Annotated in this window: 12 protein-coding genes; 11 read left to right on the top strand and 1 reads right to left on the bottom strand. The window is 66.9% G+C overall.

The window, feature by feature from the left end:
- The first annotated feature begins 1 nt into the window (after position 1).
- The 11 genes from AS181_RS21585 to AS181_RS21535 all read left to right on the top strand — a co-directional run bounded on the left by AS181_RS21585 (position 2) and on the right by AS181_RS21535 (position 13459).
- Positions 2-853: an MlaE family ABC transporter permease gene (locus AS181_RS21585; RefSeq protein ID WP_004022039.1), complete on the top strand. Its 852-nt coding sequence runs from the start codon at positions 2-4 to the stop codon at positions 851-853.
- A gap of 57 nt (positions 854-910) precedes the next feature.
- Positions 911-2032: an MCE family protein gene (locus AS181_RS21580; protein WP_058253574.1), complete on the top strand. Its 1122-nt coding sequence runs from the start codon at positions 911-913 to the stop codon at positions 2030-2032.
- Positions 2025-3083, top strand: a complete 1059-nt coding sequence (locus AS181_RS21575; protein WP_058253549.1) for an MCE family protein — start codon at positions 2025-2027, stop codon at positions 3081-3083. Before AS181_RS21580 ends, AS181_RS21575 begins: the two co-directional genes overlap by 8 nt.
- The gene (locus AS181_RS21570; protein ID WP_058253548.1) at positions 3080-4300 is read left to right on the top strand and encodes an MCE family protein; all 1221 of its coding nucleotides are present in this window, start codon (positions 3080-3082) and stop codon (positions 4298-4300) included. The genes AS181_RS21575 and AS181_RS21570 overlap by 4 nt, the downstream gene beginning before the upstream one ends.
- A gap of 1 nt (position 4301) precedes the next feature.
- Entirely contained in the window at positions 4302-5576 is a 1275-nt protein-coding gene (locus tag AS181_RS21565) for an MCE family protein (protein ID WP_058253547.1), read from the top strand.
- Positions 5573-6856, top strand: coding sequence for an MCE family protein (locus AS181_RS21560; protein WP_058253546.1), 1284 nt, complete (start codon positions 5573-5575; stop codon positions 6854-6856). The genes AS181_RS21565 and AS181_RS21560 overlap by 4 nt, the downstream gene beginning before the upstream one ends.
- Positions 6856-8289, top strand: a complete 1434-nt coding sequence (locus AS181_RS21555; protein WP_058253545.1) for an MCE family protein — start codon at positions 6856-6858, stop codon at positions 8287-8289. Before AS181_RS21560 ends, AS181_RS21555 begins: the two co-directional genes overlap by 1 nt.
- Positions 8286-9158 carry a hypothetical protein gene (locus AS181_RS21550; protein ID WP_374193954.1) on the top strand — a complete coding sequence of 291 codons (873 nt, stop codon included), beginning with the start codon at positions 8286-8288 and terminating at the stop codon, positions 9156-9158. The genes AS181_RS21555 and AS181_RS21550 overlap by 4 nt, the downstream gene beginning before the upstream one ends.
- A complete protein-coding gene (locus AS181_RS21545; RefSeq protein ID WP_231742641.1) occupies positions 9158-9853 on the top strand; it encodes a hypothetical protein in 696 nt (231 codons plus the stop codon). Before AS181_RS21550 ends, AS181_RS21545 begins: the two co-directional genes overlap by 1 nt.
- A gap of 347 nt (positions 9854-10200) precedes the next feature.
- Complete coding sequence (locus AS181_RS21540) at positions 10201-12324, top strand: heavy metal translocating P-type ATPase (RefSeq protein WP_058253543.1); 2124 nt, start codon at positions 10201-10203, stop codon at positions 12322-12324.
- Between the two features lie 118 nt (positions 12325-12442).
- On the top strand, positions 12443-13459 hold the full coding sequence (locus AS181_RS21535; protein WP_231742640.1) for a hypothetical protein: 1017 nt from the start codon (positions 12443-12445) through the stop codon (positions 13457-13459).
- Positions 13460-13465: 6 nt separating this feature from the next.
- On the opposite strand, the gene AS181_RS21530 is transcribed toward AS181_RS21535, so the two are convergent.
- Positions 13466-14167: an FABP family protein gene (locus AS181_RS21530; RefSeq protein WP_058253542.1), complete on the bottom strand. Its 702-nt coding sequence runs from the start codon at positions 14165-14167 to the stop codon at positions 13466-13468.
- Positions 14168-14395 lie beyond the last annotated feature (228 nt).

Raw genomic sequence — 14395 nt, 5'->3', positions numbered from 1 at the left:
GATGGTACTTCCGTTCACCACCCGGTTCCGGACCGCGCGCGTCGCGGTCAAGCGGGCCGGCGAGGACTGGGATCAGATCGGCGATCAGGCGCTGTTCTATTGGGACAGCGTCGTGTCGATCCCGCGTGCGATCAAGCACTACAAGAAGGAGACCCTGCGGCTCATCGCCGAGATCTCCATGGGCACGGGCGCGCTGGCCATGATCGGCGGCACCGTCGTGGTCGTCGGATTCCTGACACTGTTCACCGGCGGGACGATCGCGGTCCAGGGGTACAGTTCGCTGGCCAACATCGGCGTCGAGGCGCTCACCGGCTTCTTCTCGGCGTTCATCAACGTGCGCATCGCCGTCCCGGTGATCTCCGGTATCGCGCTCGCCGCGACCATCGGTGCCGGCGCGACCGCGCAGCTCGGTGCCATGCGCGTCTCGGAGGAGATCGACGCGCTGGAGACGATGGCGATCTCGTCCATCCCGTACCTGGTGTCCACGCGCATCATCGCCGGGCTGATCGCGATCATCCCGCTCTACGCGCTGGCGTCACTGGCGTCGTTCCTCGCGAGCCGCTCGGCGACGGTGTTCCTCTACGGACAGTCGCCCGGCGTGTACGACCACTACTTCGACACGTTCCTCATCCCGTCGGACATCCTGTGGTCGTTCGTGCAGGCGATCTGTATGGCGGTCGCCGTCATGCTGATCCACACGTACTACGGCTACAACGCCTCGGGCGGGCCGGTCGGCGTCGGTGTCGCTGTCGGGAACGCGGTCCGCGCATCGCTCGTTGTTGTGGTCGTGATCACACTTCTGACCTCCCTCGCCATCTATGGCGCCGACGGCAAGTTCAACCTGGCGGGCTGAGCGATGAGCAGGAGACAAGAGCGTTCACGGGCGACCCGCCGGACGGCGGCGGTGGTCATGGTCGCGGTGCTGTTGGCGCTGATCATCGGGGCCAGCGCGTCGTTCCTCGGTGCTTTCAAGGGAACCCAGCAGGTCACCCTCGTGGCTCCCCGGGCCGGCCTGGTGATGAACCCCGACGCCAAGGTCAAGCTGCGCGGGGTCGAGGTGGGGCGCGTCGCGGAGATCACCGAGCGCGGGGGCGATGCGATCCTCACCCTCGACATCGCCGACGGTGACATGGCGAAGATCCCCGCCAACGTGGCCGCCGACATCAAGTCGAACACCATCTTCGGCGCCAAGGCCGTCAACTTCGTGGTGCCCGGCGAGCCGGAGGGCACGCTGACCGCGGGTGCCGAGATCCCCGCCGACCGCGTCGTCGTCGAACTGAACACCGTGTACCAGCAGCTCGTCTCGGTGCTCGCACAGCTGCAGCCGGAGAAACTCAACGCGACCCTCGGTGCGATCAACACGGCGCTGCAGGGTCAGGGCGAGGAGATCGGCGATGCCCTCGAGCAACTGACCACGCTGCTGGGCAAGACCAATCCGCATCTGCCCGCCCTGAACCGACTCTTCCGGGAGGGCGCGACCGTCACCAACGTCTACGCGGATTCGATGCCCGATCTCCTGCGCACCGTCGACAACTTCACCGTTGTCGGGAACACGTTGGTGGACAACACTTCCAACCTCGACGCACTGCTCATCAACGCCACCGGGATGGCCAACACCATCGATGGGGTCATCGCCCCCTCGAAGAAGACGCTCATCGGAGCGCTGTCGGATCTCGATCCCATCGCGGCGCTCCTGGGATACAACGCCCCGGGGATCAAGTGCTTCCTCACCGCGGGCGCGATCGCCTCCGAGGTCGCGGCGCCGTTCCTCGGTGAACGCAACGGCATGCTGATGCTCGACGCGAGCATCCTCCCCGGCAAGGATCCGTATCAATATCCGTACGACCTGCCGCGGGTCGGCGTCGAGGGACCGCCGACGTGCCAGGGCGGACTCAGTGATCCCGCAACCAAGGTGCCGGCACCGTTCTACGTCGGCGACAACGCACCCCAGCCCTACCAGCCCAGGACCAAGCCGAAGGCGAACTCGCAGAAGCTGTTCCAGATCCTGTTCGGAGAACCGCCCCGTGGATAACCGCGCTCGCGCGTTCCGCGCGACCCTGATCAAACTGGGTGCCTTCACCGTGGTGATGGTCCTGGTCTTCGTCGCGCTGGTCGTCGTCTTCAGCCGCTATCGGTCCGGCGCGTCGAACGAGTACAGTGCCGTCTTCACCAGTGCATCGGCGATGAAATCGGGCAGCAAGGTCAAGATCGCCGGAGTCGAGGTCGGGTCGGTCGGTGATGTCGAGCTGAACCGCGACAACGATGCCGTCATCACCTTCAGCGTCGACCAGCAGTATCCGCTGCCGGAGTCGGCACGCGCGTTGATCCGATACGAGAACCTCACCGGCGACCGGTATCTCGAGTTGCAGCAGGGGACCGGCAACACGTCGACCTTCCTTGCCGACGGCGCGCAGATCCCGATCGGCCAGACCGAGCCCGCACTCGATCTCGACAAGCTCGTCGGTGGTTTCAAACCACTGTTCCGGACCCTGGACGCCGACGAGGCCAACGCGCTGACCAGTTCGCTGATCGCGGTCTTCCAGGGGCAGGGCGGCGCGTTGAACACGTTGCTGGGCAACACCGCGTCGTTCACCGACTCGCTGGCCGACCGCGACCAGTTGATCGGCGACGTGATCGACAACCTCAACACCACCCTCGCCACCCTCGACGGCGACCGGGAGGGCCTCGACACCAGCGTCGACCTCCTGCAGCAACTCGTCACCGGGCTCGCCGAACAGAAGAGCACCGTCGGCAACGCATTGACGCAGACCTCGCGCGTCACCAACGGTCTCGCCGACCTGTTGGGCACCACCCGGCCGACCCTGCAGTCGATGGTGACCAACACCGGACGGGTCTCGGAGGAGTTGCTGGCCGCGGAACCGTTTGTCCGGAACCTGATCTCGCGACTTCCCGAGGACTACAAGACGCTGTCGAACCTCGGCTCCTACGGCGCCTGGCTGCAGATCTACTTCTGCCGCATCCGGCTGATGCTGCCGGCGCCCGGCGGTCAGACCATCCTGTACACGTCGAACAACGTGATGGGGAACTCGACGACGGCAGGCGGAAGGTGTGACGGCTCATGAGTCTTCCGTTCGGCGGCATGTTCTCGAGCCGTAGATCCGAATCCGACGAGGCCGACGTCGCCCGCGAGCAGAAACGCGGACAGCGGAGTCGCGCACAGGTCGGCGTCATCGGCATCGTCGTGATCGGCCTGGTGGTCATCACCGCGATGCAGATGGACAAGCTGCCCTACATCTCGCCGATCAGCACCTACACCGCCTACTTCGACGACGCCGGCGGACTCACCAAGGGCGACATCGTCTCCGTCTCCGGGGTCCAGGTGGGCACGGTCGAGTCGATCGAACTGGCCGGTACCGACGCCGGGACCAAGGTCAAGGTCGGGTTCCGCATGGACGACACCGTCGAGATGGGGTCGGACTCCCAGGCCGCGATCCGGACCGAGACCGTCCTGGGCCGACGCAATCTCACGGTCATCCCGCACGGAGGCGACCGGATCAAGCCCGGTGGCTCGATCCCGGTCGGCAACACGATCTCGCCGTATTCGCTGCAGGACGCACTCGAAGGAGCGACCGACACCGTCGCCGACACCGACACCGACCAGCTCAACGAGGCGCTCAACACGCTGACGATCACGTTCTCCGAGACACCGGATCAGGTCCAGGGGGCGGTCAACGGTGTTGCGCGGCTGTCGAAAGCGGTCGCCGACCGCGACAAGGAACTGCGGGCGCTGCTCGCCAAGGCCAACCAGGTGAGCAAGATCGTCGGCGACCGCAACGAACAGATCAACCGGTTGCTCATCGACGCCAACGCGCTCGTCGGGGAGATCGAGATGCGGCGCTACGCGCTCAACCAGCTGATCAAGGGGATCGGTGACGTCACCGCTCAGCTGCGGGGCTTCATCGCCGAGAACAACGCGCAGCTGACGCCCGTGCTGCAGAAGTTCGACCGCGTCGCGACGATCCTCACCGACAACGAGAAAGAGCTGAAGGAGACGATCGACCGTCTCGGACCGTTCGCGAACACCCTCGGCGAAGCAGTGGCGTCGGGCCCGAACTTCGATTCCCTCGTCGGCGTGAACACCTTCGGCGACTACACCGCGGTGTTCCTCAACGCCCTGCGCGGTCGGTACCCGCAGCTGTGGCAGTCGCTGATGTACACGGGCAACCCGCTGCTTCCACAGGGCTGGAGCCTGGGACCTCCAGCGGGTAGCGATACGCCGCGCGGACCACTGCCCAGCCCGACCTATCCCACGCCCGCGCCGACCACGAGGGGGAGGTGACATGACCGTCGGAAGTATGTCCATCGGACGCAAGGTGCTCTTCGGGGTACTCGCCGTGATTCTCGCGGTCGCCCTGGTCCTCGTGGGCTGGAAGGTGTTCACCAAGTCGACGACGAATACGTTCACCGCCTACTTCGCCGGGGTCGCCAGTCTGTACAAGGGGGACCCGGTCCGGGTGCTCGGTGTGAACGTGGGTAGCGTCTCCGCGATCACCCCGCGCGAGAACGACGTGAAAGTCGAACTGCGCGTGGACAAGAGCGTCGACATCCCGCAGGACGCGAAGGCCGTCATCGTCGCGCAGAGCCTGGTCTCCGGTCGGTTCGTACAGCTGACGCCGGTCTACTCCGGTGGGCCGGAGATGTCCGACGGCGCCGACATCCCGATGGACCGCACCGCGGTGCCGATGGAGTGGGACGACATCAAGGCCCAGCTCACCCGACTCACCGAGGCCATCGGTCCGCAAGGGGCCGATCCGGGCTCGGCGGCCAAGGCGGTGAACGTCTTCGACGAGAATCTCGAGGGCAACGGCGAGGCGATCAACGCGTCGATCCGGGAGGTGTCCGACGTGATCGGCACCCTCGCAGCCGGCAGCGGCGACCTGTTCGCCACCATCCAGAGTCTTCAGAAACTCACCGATGCATTGTCGGGAAGCCACGAGCAACTCGTGCAGTTCAACGGCCGGATCGCCTCGGTCAGTTCCGTGCTCGCGGACAACACGACCGAGCTCGATGAAGCGCTCAAAGGTCTCGACGCGGCGATGACCGATGTGCAGACCTTCATCGACACCAATCAGACGGCGCTGTCGTCATCGGTGGAGCGTCTGGCCGCGAGTACGAAGATCGTGGCGGACAAGGACGAACAGGTGCGTGGCGTGTTGCATTCGGCGCCCAACCAGCTCGCGAACTTCTACAACATCTACAACCCGCTTTCGGGATCCCTGTCGGGTGTCTTCGGTTTGGGGATGGGAACAAATCTCATCACTCTGTTGTGCGGAACCATGGAATCCACCAAGCGGCCGGGATCGACGATGGCGGATGTCGACAAGTGTGTGGAGATCCTGGCTCCGGTCCTGTCGTCGATCTCGATGAACTACCCACCGTTCCTGACCAATCCGGTGCAGGGTCGCAACGCCACGCCGAGCCAGCTCGAGTACCAGAACGCGAGCGTCCGGGCTCGTGCGAATGCCGGGGTCACCCGGCTCGACAACGAGACCCGTCGTGACAACCGGGGCAGCCCGCTCGAGGATCTGCTGGTGCCGTTCGGGGGTGAGCGATGAGGTCGGTACGACCCCGTGGTTCGCTCATCGTGGGCGCGGCGAGCCTCGCGCTCGTCCTCGCCGGATGTTCCTTCGACGGCCCCAACTCGCTCCCGGTCCCTGGAGCCGAAGGTACCGGCGGTGAATCCTACGAGATCACCGCGGTCATCCCGTCGGCGGCCGGACTGGTCAACAACGCGCCGGTGCTCATCGACGACGCGACGGTCGGCAGCATCGGCGACATCGAGGTCCAGGACTGGAACGCGCTCGTCACGATGCGGCTCAACGACGGGGTGATCGTCCCGCGCGGTTCGCATGTCATGGTCGGGCTGACCAGTGTGCTGGGTTCGACGCACCTCGAGATCGTGCAACCGGCCGAGCCCGAGGGCGGCCGGCTCGAACCCGGCGACCAGATCCCCCTGACCAAGTGTCCCGAGCAGTCCAACATCGTGACCGACCCGTCGGTGCCCGCGGTGCCCGACATTAATGCGGCACAACAGGTGTCGGCGTGTACCTACCCCAGTACCGAGCAGGTGCTGAGTTCGCTGTCGGTGGTCCTCAACGGCGGTGGGTTGTCGCAGATCGGCGACATCGTGCACGAGATGAGCGACGTCTTCGGCGGACGCGAGGAGCAGATCAAGGAGCTCATCCCGCGGTTGAACACCCTCGTCGCCGATCTGGATGCGCAGAAGGGCAACATCATCCGCGCGACCGAGGGACTCGACCGGTTGTCGCGCACCATGAACGAGCAGAAGGGCACCATCGAGCGGGCGCTCGCCGACGCCCCGCAGATCCTGCAGTTGCTCGTCGACCAGCGTCAGCAGTTCCTCGACACTCTCGGTTCGGTCGCGACGCTGTCGAAGACCGCCAACGACATCCTCGACGCCAACTCCGAGGACATCGTGACGATCGTGGAGGGGATCGAACCGGCCCTCGATCAGCTCCAGGCCGCGGGTCCCGCGATGACTCAATCGCTGAACATCCTGCTGACCTTCCCGTTCTACGAGCCGACGATCCGACAGATCGTCAAGGGTGACTACGTGAACTCCGATCTGGTGCTCGACCTCACCGTCGAACGACTGAGCAAGAGCATGTTCGCCAGCCTCGGCGTCACCGGCCCCGAGGGCGTCTTCGGACGGCCCGCAGGCGCCGCCGCGCGCGGACTGAACCCGTTCATCGCGCCCCTGCAACCGGGCGGCGAACGCGTGCCCGACTCGGCCGAACCGATTCCGGCGAACATGGTCCCGCGGGTCTCGCCGACCACGCCGGCGGCAGTCCCGGCCGCGGGAGGTGGCCGCTGATGAAGATCACGAGATTCGTCCGGATGCAGCTGATGATCTTCGCCATCGTGACCGTGGTCGCGATGGTGGTGATGGCGCTGTTCTACATCCGCATCCCGTCGATGTTCGGGGTCGGCAGTTACCAGGTGCAGCTGCTGCTGCCCACCAGCGGTGGGCTGTACCAGAACGCGAACGTCAGCTACCGCGGCGTGTACGTCGGCAAGGTCGACTCCGTGCAGCTGACCGACACCGGCGTCGAAGCGGTGCTGACGATCGAGAACAGCGCGGAGATCCCGGCTTCGTCGACCGCGTCGGTGCGCAGCGTCTCCGCGATCGGTGAGCAGTTCGTCGAGTTCACGCCGGATCCCGAGGCGGGCGAGTCCGGCGAATACCTGCAGGACGGCGCGACGGTGTCGACCGACGAGGTCCCGGTGGAGATCTCGGCGATGCTCGACCAGGCCGACCGCCTGCTGGCCGAGATCGGTGACACCCGTTTGCGGTCGCTGATGGACGAGGCGTTCATCGCGTTCAACGGCACCGGGGAGGCGTTGCAGCGCCTGCTGGACTCGATGGTGCTGTTCGTCGACGAGGCGAACAAGAACACCGACACGACAATCCAACTCGTCGAACAGGGCGCACCACTGCTGGCAACCCAGTCACGTACGGCCGACGACATCCGTTCCTGGACAAGAAACGTCACCGCGTTCACCGATCAGTTGCGGGCGAACCGGCCCGAGATCGGCGACATCCTGCGCAAGGGGCCGTCGACCGCGTCGAAGAGTCAGGAACTCTTCGAATCCCTCGGTGCGTCGTACCCGTTGCTCGTGTCGAACCTCGGTACGATCGCCAAGACCCAGGTGGTGTACCTGCCGAACTGGAAGCAGGTGCTCGTTCTCTATCCGCGACTGGTCAGTTCGTTGATCACGGCCGTGAACACCGGCACCAACCGGTTCGGTCCGAACGTGAACTTCTCGCTCGGTTTCCAGGACCGGCCGCCGTGCAACATCGGTTTCCTCCCCAAGGAGGACTGGCGTTGGCCGTCGGTGCAGACCGCCCGGGAGCTCCCGCCGGGAATGCTGTGCCGGGTGCCGCAGAACTCCAACATCGCCGTCCGCGGTGCGCGTAACTATCCGTGCGCGGAGTTTCCGGGCCGTCGCGCACCCACCCCCGCAGAGTGTGCCACAGGCTACGTACCGAAACCGGGCTCGGTCGACCCGTTCCAGAGTGGGCTGCCGTTCGGCCTGAAATGGCAGCCGGCGTCCTCCGGTACCGTGACACCCGGCACACCGAAGGACTTCGACGCGGAGCCCGCGGTGTATGCGACGACCTACGACCCGGACTCGGGTGACTTCATCGGGCCCGACGGGAAGACCTACAACGCCGGGGCCGGCAGTGATGAGCAGGAACAGAGCAGTACATGGCAGACGATGATCAGCGGGACGGTCACCCCGTGACGCCGGACGGTCCTCGCACGACGTCCCCGGAACGGTCCGGCTCGGAGCGTGCAGGTGATCGCCGCAACGTGAAGCGGCCGGTGCGGTCGGCGCCGATCCGGCGTGGGCGTCCGACGGGGAAGAAGCCGTCGACGCCGGCCGCCCCGGTCCCCGCGCCCGTGGAACCCGAGTCCTCGGATGTGGCCGCCGCGCAGCCGATGACCACCGCCGAGCACGAGGAGAAAGTCACTGCGGAGCAGTCGATCTCGCCCGACCCGTCCGAGGTCGAGAAGACCGTCGGTTACCGGGAGCGTCGACGCGCCCGGACGGCCGCGGCGTCGTCGGCGGCGGTGACGCGGAAAGGCAAGCGTCGCGTCCGTTATCGCGGGTCCGATCGTCGTCGGTCGGCGAAGGCGATCGTGGGCGTCGTGGTGGCGCTCGTGGTCATCGTCGTGTGCGCCATCGCATCGGTGGTGTTCGCGCTCGGCATCGCGCGTCAGGACCGGACCGACGACCTGCGGGCCGAGTATTCCGCGTTCGCTTCGCAGGTTCTCGTGAACCTGACCAGCATGAATCCCGACACCGTCGACCAGACGCTGACGTCGGTCCAGGAGGACACGAGCGGCAAGGTCAAGCAAGAGGTCGAGAACAACATCCAGCAGGTGGCGGCCCTTGTCCGGGACGGCAAGCTCGAGACCCGCTCGCTCATCCTCTCGTCCGCGGTGACCAAGGCCGAACCCGACGAAGGCTCGGTCATCATGGTGTTCGGCTGGCATCAGCGATCGCTCGACGGCGAGGTGCCGTCACAGGAGAAGGTGTTCCGCTGGCGGGTGGACATGACGCGGATCAACGGCGACCTCAAGATGACCGACTTCGAGTGGGTGGCGTGATGTCGGCCCGCTCCGAGTCCGCGCCCCGATCCGAGCCCGCGCCGAAGTCGACCGGATCTCGATTCGCCCTGCGCAAGGGGCGCCTGGGTCTGATCGCACTCGGCGTGGTGCTGGTCGCCGCGATCGCCGTGACCGCATTTCTCGGTTTTCGCTTCACCCAGGGCCGCGGGGTCGAGGACGCCCGCGCATCGTCGCTGGCGGCGGCCCGGGACTATGCGACGACGATGTTCGGGTACAACGCCGAGAACGTCACCGAGCACATCGACCAGTCGATGAGTGTGCTCACCGGGCCGGCGAAGCCGGAGTACACGAAGCTGATCACCGACAACAATCTCGCCGCCGAGGTGCGCAAGCAGTCGGTGGTGTCCGAGGTGACGATCCAGGACGCGGGTGTGGTGACCAACACCGCGGACACCTCGCAGGTCCTGATCTTCATGAATCAGTCGGTGACCCGCGGCAACAAGGAACTCGTGAGCATCAACCCGTCGCGGCTGACCTTCGACATGAAACGCGAGGGCGACCGCTGGATGATCAACTCGATCGAGGTGATCACCGACGACACGTTCCGATCGAAGATCGAGGTCGTCGAGTCATTGCCGCCCGACGCGAAGCCGCTGCCCGGCCCGAGTTCGGCACCCTCCGGTGCGCCGTCCCCGGCTCCCGGCCCGTCCGTGGCGCCGGTGCCGACTCCCTGACCGCCTTAATCCGTTGCGGCCCGCCCGAATCGGGCGTACGTTCGCGGGTACACAAGGAAGGAGGTGGTCTGATAGTGATTTCTCATCGGACATGTGAGGTGACCATCCGTTAGCAGTTGACCGTGTGGCATTCGTGTCGCACCGAGGCGGGATTCCCGCCGGTCGGCGCAAGCGAATACCAGGTGGTCACCCGGCCCCCGCATCCCGACCCGGTCCGGTCGGCGCAGGCCCTTCGTGGGCGGTGCGGGGGCCGTTCCATGTCTGCTGACGGTTTTGTTCGGTGAATACCCCTACAGGGTAGAAGTACCCCTGGCGTATATACCCTAGGGGGGTATACCCTCGACCTCATGAACACGCACCACGACCATCCACCGACAACGCCGGCACCGGCCGACCACGCGCACCGCCCCCAGTTCGATCCCGGGCCCGACGGCCACGAGGGGCACGCCGATCACACCGGCCACGGCGGACATGCCGGCCATGCGGGCCACGGCGACCACGTGGCGCAATTCCGGCGACTGTTCTGGATCATGCTCGTGCTGGCGGTCCCGACCGTGGCCTTCAACGACATGTTCGCCGACATACTCGGCTACGGTCTGCCCGACGCGGAGTGGGTCCGGTGGGTGTCACCGCTGCTCGGCACAGTTCTCTTCGTGTGGGGCGGGCGCCCGTTCCTCGTCGGCGCGGCCGCCGAGCTCCGAGCTCGTCGCCCGGGGATGATGCTTCTGATCTCGCTCGCGCTCACCGTCGCCTTCGTCGCCTCCTGGGGTTCGACGCTGCACCTGTTCGACCACCACCTGAATTTCTGGTGGGAGCTGGCACTGCTCGTCGTGATCATGCTGCTCGGCCACTGGATCGAGATGCGCTCGCTGGCCCGGACGACATCGGCTCTCGACTCACTCGCCGCGCTCCTTCCGGACGAGGCCGAGAAGGTCGTGGGCAGCGACATCATCTCGGTATCTCCCGAGGAACTGGTCGTCGGCGACGTGGTCGTCGTCCGGCCCGGCGGGTCCGTGCCCGCCGACGGCGCCATCGTCGACGGTTCGGCGAGCATGGACGAGTCGATGGTCACCGGGGAGTCGGCACCCGTTCGGCGGGAGGTCGGTGACGTCGTGGTCGCCGGCACCGTCGCGACCGATTCCGGACTGCGGGTCCGCGTGACCGCGACCGGCGACGACACCGCGCTGGCCGGGATCGGACGCCTCGTCGCCGATGCGCAGGCATCGTCGTCACGGGCCCAACGACTCGCCGATACCGCGGCCGGGTGGCTGTTCTGGTTCGCACTCGGCGCCGCGGTCCTCACCGCGATCGCCTGGACCGCGGTCGGATCGCCCGACGAGGCGGTCGTTCGCGTGATCACGGTGCTGGTCATCGCATGCCCCCACGCGTTGGGACTCGCGATCCCGCTCGTCGTCTCCATCGCCACAGAGCGGGCCGCGCGCGCCGGGGTCCTGATCAAGGACAGGCTCGCCCTCGAGTCGATGCGCAACGTCGACGCCGTGCTCTTCGACAAGACCGGCACCCTGACGAAGGGAGAACCGACCGTCCTCGAGCTCGAACCGGCTCCCGGGCAGGACCGGCGTCGAGTGCTGACCCTCGCGGCCGCCGCGGAGGCGGGCAGTGAGCATCCGCTGGCCTCGGCGATCGTGCGGGCCGCTCGAGATGAGGGAATCGATCTGCCCGTCGCACAGGACTTCTCCTCGTCGCCTGCGGTGGGGGTGTCTGCATCCGTCGACGGCCACGGGGTCCGGGTGGGTGGACCCAACCTGCTCGCCGAGCGCGGCCTCGACGAACTGCCCGTCGCGTCGTCGTGGCGGGAGCAGGGGGCGATCATCCTGCACGTGCTCGTCGACGATCGTGTCGTGGGGGCGTTCCGGCTCGCCGACGAGGTGCGTCCGGAGTCGCGTGTGGCCGTGGACGAACTCCACGCTCTCGACGTGCAGGTCGTGATGATCACCGGCGACGCGCAGGCGGTGGCCGACGATGTCGCCGGCCGGTTGGGCATCGACCGGGTGTACGCCTGGGTCCGACCCGAGGACAAGGCCGCCATCGTCGCGGACCTGCAGCACGAAGGTCGTCGCGTCGCGATGGTCGGCGACGGCGTCAACGACGCCCCCGCACTCGCGCAGGCCGACGTCGGGATCGCGATCGGTGCCGGCACCGACGTGGCCATCGGCTCGGCCGGCGTCATCCTCGCCTCCTCTGATCCGCGATCGGTCCTGTCGGTCATCGAGCTGTCGCGTGCCGGCTATCGGAAGATGGCGCAGAACCTCTGGTGGGCAGCAGGTTACAACCTCATCTCGGTGCCGTTGGCGGCCGGGATCCTGGCGCCGATCGGGTTCGTCCTGCCCATGAGTGTCGGCGCGATCCTGATGTCCGCCTCGACGGTGGTCGTGGCGTTGAACGCACAGCTGCTGCGTCGACTCGATCTGCGTCCCGGTTCCATCCGAAACCGATCCGGGCGCAGGTAGGGCAGCGCTACAAGATTCGCGTAGCGCAGTACTCGCGAAACCGCGGCGTGAAACCGCTGGACTGGGAGCACAGCACAGTCCACGGCGCCCGCCGGGGCGCCGAGAGGGAGAAGAAGAGATGGTGACCATGCATGTCGCCGCGGCGGTCGGGACGCAGGATCGCGATCGCATCGAACCCGTGGTGGGCGAGAACTACTGGACCCCGGGCGACCCGGACTTCGGGACGGCGTCGGCACCCCGATTCGCGTTCGCCGACCCGCACGCCGCCGGCCTGTTCCACGCCGAGGACCTGTCGCGGGAGGCCGGTGACCGCATCGCCGTCCACAACCGTGGTGTGCACGACGTGGCTGCCGTGGTCCTGCTCGAGGATGGCCGGTCGTATGTCGAACTCTTGCCTCCCGGTTCGGAAATCGCTCTGCCGGAGGCGGATTCGCTCACCTACCTCCAGGCCCCCCGCACCGCTGACGGCCGGCCGGTTCTGTACGGCGCGGTGTGGGTGCGCGACGGGCGGGTGATGCCGGTGACGGTTCCGATCCCCACCCGCCGCGAGTTCCTCGACCAGCGATATCTCACCCCGTGGAGCGCGGAGTGGAACGGCGGTGTCTCCGGTCGGCACATGCTCGATGCCGCGGCGGCCGGTGTCTCGTACCAGTACCGGACGGGCGGTTCGACGTTCGTCGTACGCAACGCGGGCAGCGACTGGATCGGGGTGGTCCATCGGTCCGGCACGGAGTTCACCTTCGTCGAATGCCCACCGGGTGGGCGTGCCGTCTTCGAACTCTCCCCGCAGTCCGCCCGCGCTGAGGTGTTCTCGGTCGTCGGTCGCCGGGGCGGCGGCACGGCCGGGCACGCCCCGTACATGTCGAGGTCGGGAACCGTGCATCCCGGTTGGGCGGGTCGGCCGGGGGAAGTCACCGCCTACGGTTCGGTCGTCGTCATGCTCGGCGCGCCGGTGTACAGCGCGCTGCCGAAACGCAATCTGTACCTTGCGTTCTCGGATCGGCGGCCCTTCGAGGCTCGCTTCGCTCGCACCTCAGGGAGCAGGGGGCCGAGCCGCCGGGAGCGAAGCGAGCGGGGCGAATGTGCGAGCCGCCGGGAGCAGGGCGCGCGTCCCTGCCGCGGGTTCCGTCGATGAGGTGGATCAGCCGACGTGGCGGCGCAGCTTGGCGGAGAGCCGCGGGGTGAGGTCCCCGTCGGCGTCGACGCGCTCCTCGACGTAGGCGAGGTCGCCGTCGGCGACGAGTCCGTACAGCCGTTTGGCGCCGCCGGTGCGTTGACCTGATTCTGCCTTGATGACGACGTCGGTGGCGAGTTCCCAGGTGGTCTGATTCAGGGGAGTGCCGTAGAAGAGTTCGATCGAGCCCTCGGCGTGGGCGAGGAGCAATTCGATGGTGTCGTCCTCACCGATCCGCCAGAACCCGGACTCGCGGAGGTCGGGCCGCTGGTAGGCAGCATCGTCGTCGATCACCCACGAGCGGGACTCCCAGGTGAGGAAGTTCTGGCCGTCGTGGGACACGACGATCTGCTGAGCGAAGTGATAGTCGGTGTCCGTCTGGGGATCGTGGCCTTCGCCCTCGCCACGCCACACGCCGACGAGCGGCAGGAGTGCGAGGAGGCCGGGATGCAGGTCCGCGCCGAGGCGGAGGTTCGCGGTGTCGGCCGGGAGCGGCAGATCATCCCATGTGGGGACGTTGCGTTCACGGCTGCCGGACTCCACCGCCCGGGCCTCGGCCTGACTGATCGCCTCGTCGCCCGACCGGCGGGCTTCGGCGGCGAACCCGTCACCGGATGACTCCGCGCCGGCGGGGCCGTCCGCGGCCGGATCTCCGGGTGAGGACGTCACGACTCGTCGGTCACCAGACGGTACAGGGTGTAGACACCGAACCAGGTGATCAGCACGGCGGCCAGGATCAGCAGGATTTCGAAGAAGAGGACCACGAGGGAAATTCTAACCCCGGCGTGGTCAGGGCGCCGTCGAGGGGTGGGCCCTTCGTGGCTCGTCGCTTACGCTCCTCTCACCTCAGGGACCAGTGGGATCAGAGGGCGGTGAGAACGAGACAGCCCGGTCACC

Source organism: Gordonia sp. SGD-V-85 (genome assembly GCF_001456905.1).
Classification (GTDB): domain Bacteria; phylum Actinomycetota; class Actinomycetes; order Mycobacteriales; family Mycobacteriaceae; genus Gordonia; species Gordonia hongkongensis.
This window is presented reverse-complemented; position numbering and strand designations above follow the sequence as displayed.

What these genes read in the sequence shown, in the direction of transcription:
- AS181_RS21535 (WP_231742640.1), top strand. Translation starts at nt 12,443, where the DNA reads ATGGTGACCATGCATGTCGCCGCGGCGGTCGGGACGCAGGATCGCGAT.
- AS181_RS21540 (WP_058253543.1), top strand. Translation starts at nt 10,201, where the DNA reads ATGAACACGCACCACGACCATCCACCGACAACGCCGGCACCGGCCGAC.
- AS181_RS21565 (WP_058253547.1), top strand. Translation starts at nt 4,302, where the DNA reads ATGACCGTCGGAAGTATGTCCATCGGACGCAAGGTGCTCTTCGGGGTA.
- AS181_RS21545 (WP_231742641.1), top strand. Translation starts at nt 9,158, where the DNA reads ATGTCGGCCCGCTCCGAGTCCGCGCCCCGATCCGAGCCCGCGCCGAAG.
- AS181_RS21560 (WP_058253546.1), top strand. Translation starts at nt 5,573, where the DNA reads ATGAGGTCGGTACGACCCCGTGGTTCGCTCATCGTGGGCGCGGCGAGC.
- AS181_RS21570 (WP_058253548.1), top strand. Translation starts at nt 3,080, where the DNA reads ATGAGTCTTCCGTTCGGCGGCATGTTCTCGAGCCGTAGATCCGAATCC.
- AS181_RS21585 (WP_004022039.1), top strand. Translation starts at nt 2, where the DNA reads ATGGTACTTCCGTTCACCACCCGGTTCCGGACCGCGCGCGTCGCGGTC.
- AS181_RS21580 (WP_058253574.1), top strand. Translation starts at nt 911, where the DNA reads ATGGTCGCGGTGCTGTTGGCGCTGATCATCGGGGCCAGCGCGTCGTTC.
- AS181_RS21555 (WP_058253545.1), top strand. Translation starts at nt 6,856, where the DNA reads ATGAAGATCACGAGATTCGTCCGGATGCAGCTGATGATCTTCGCCATC.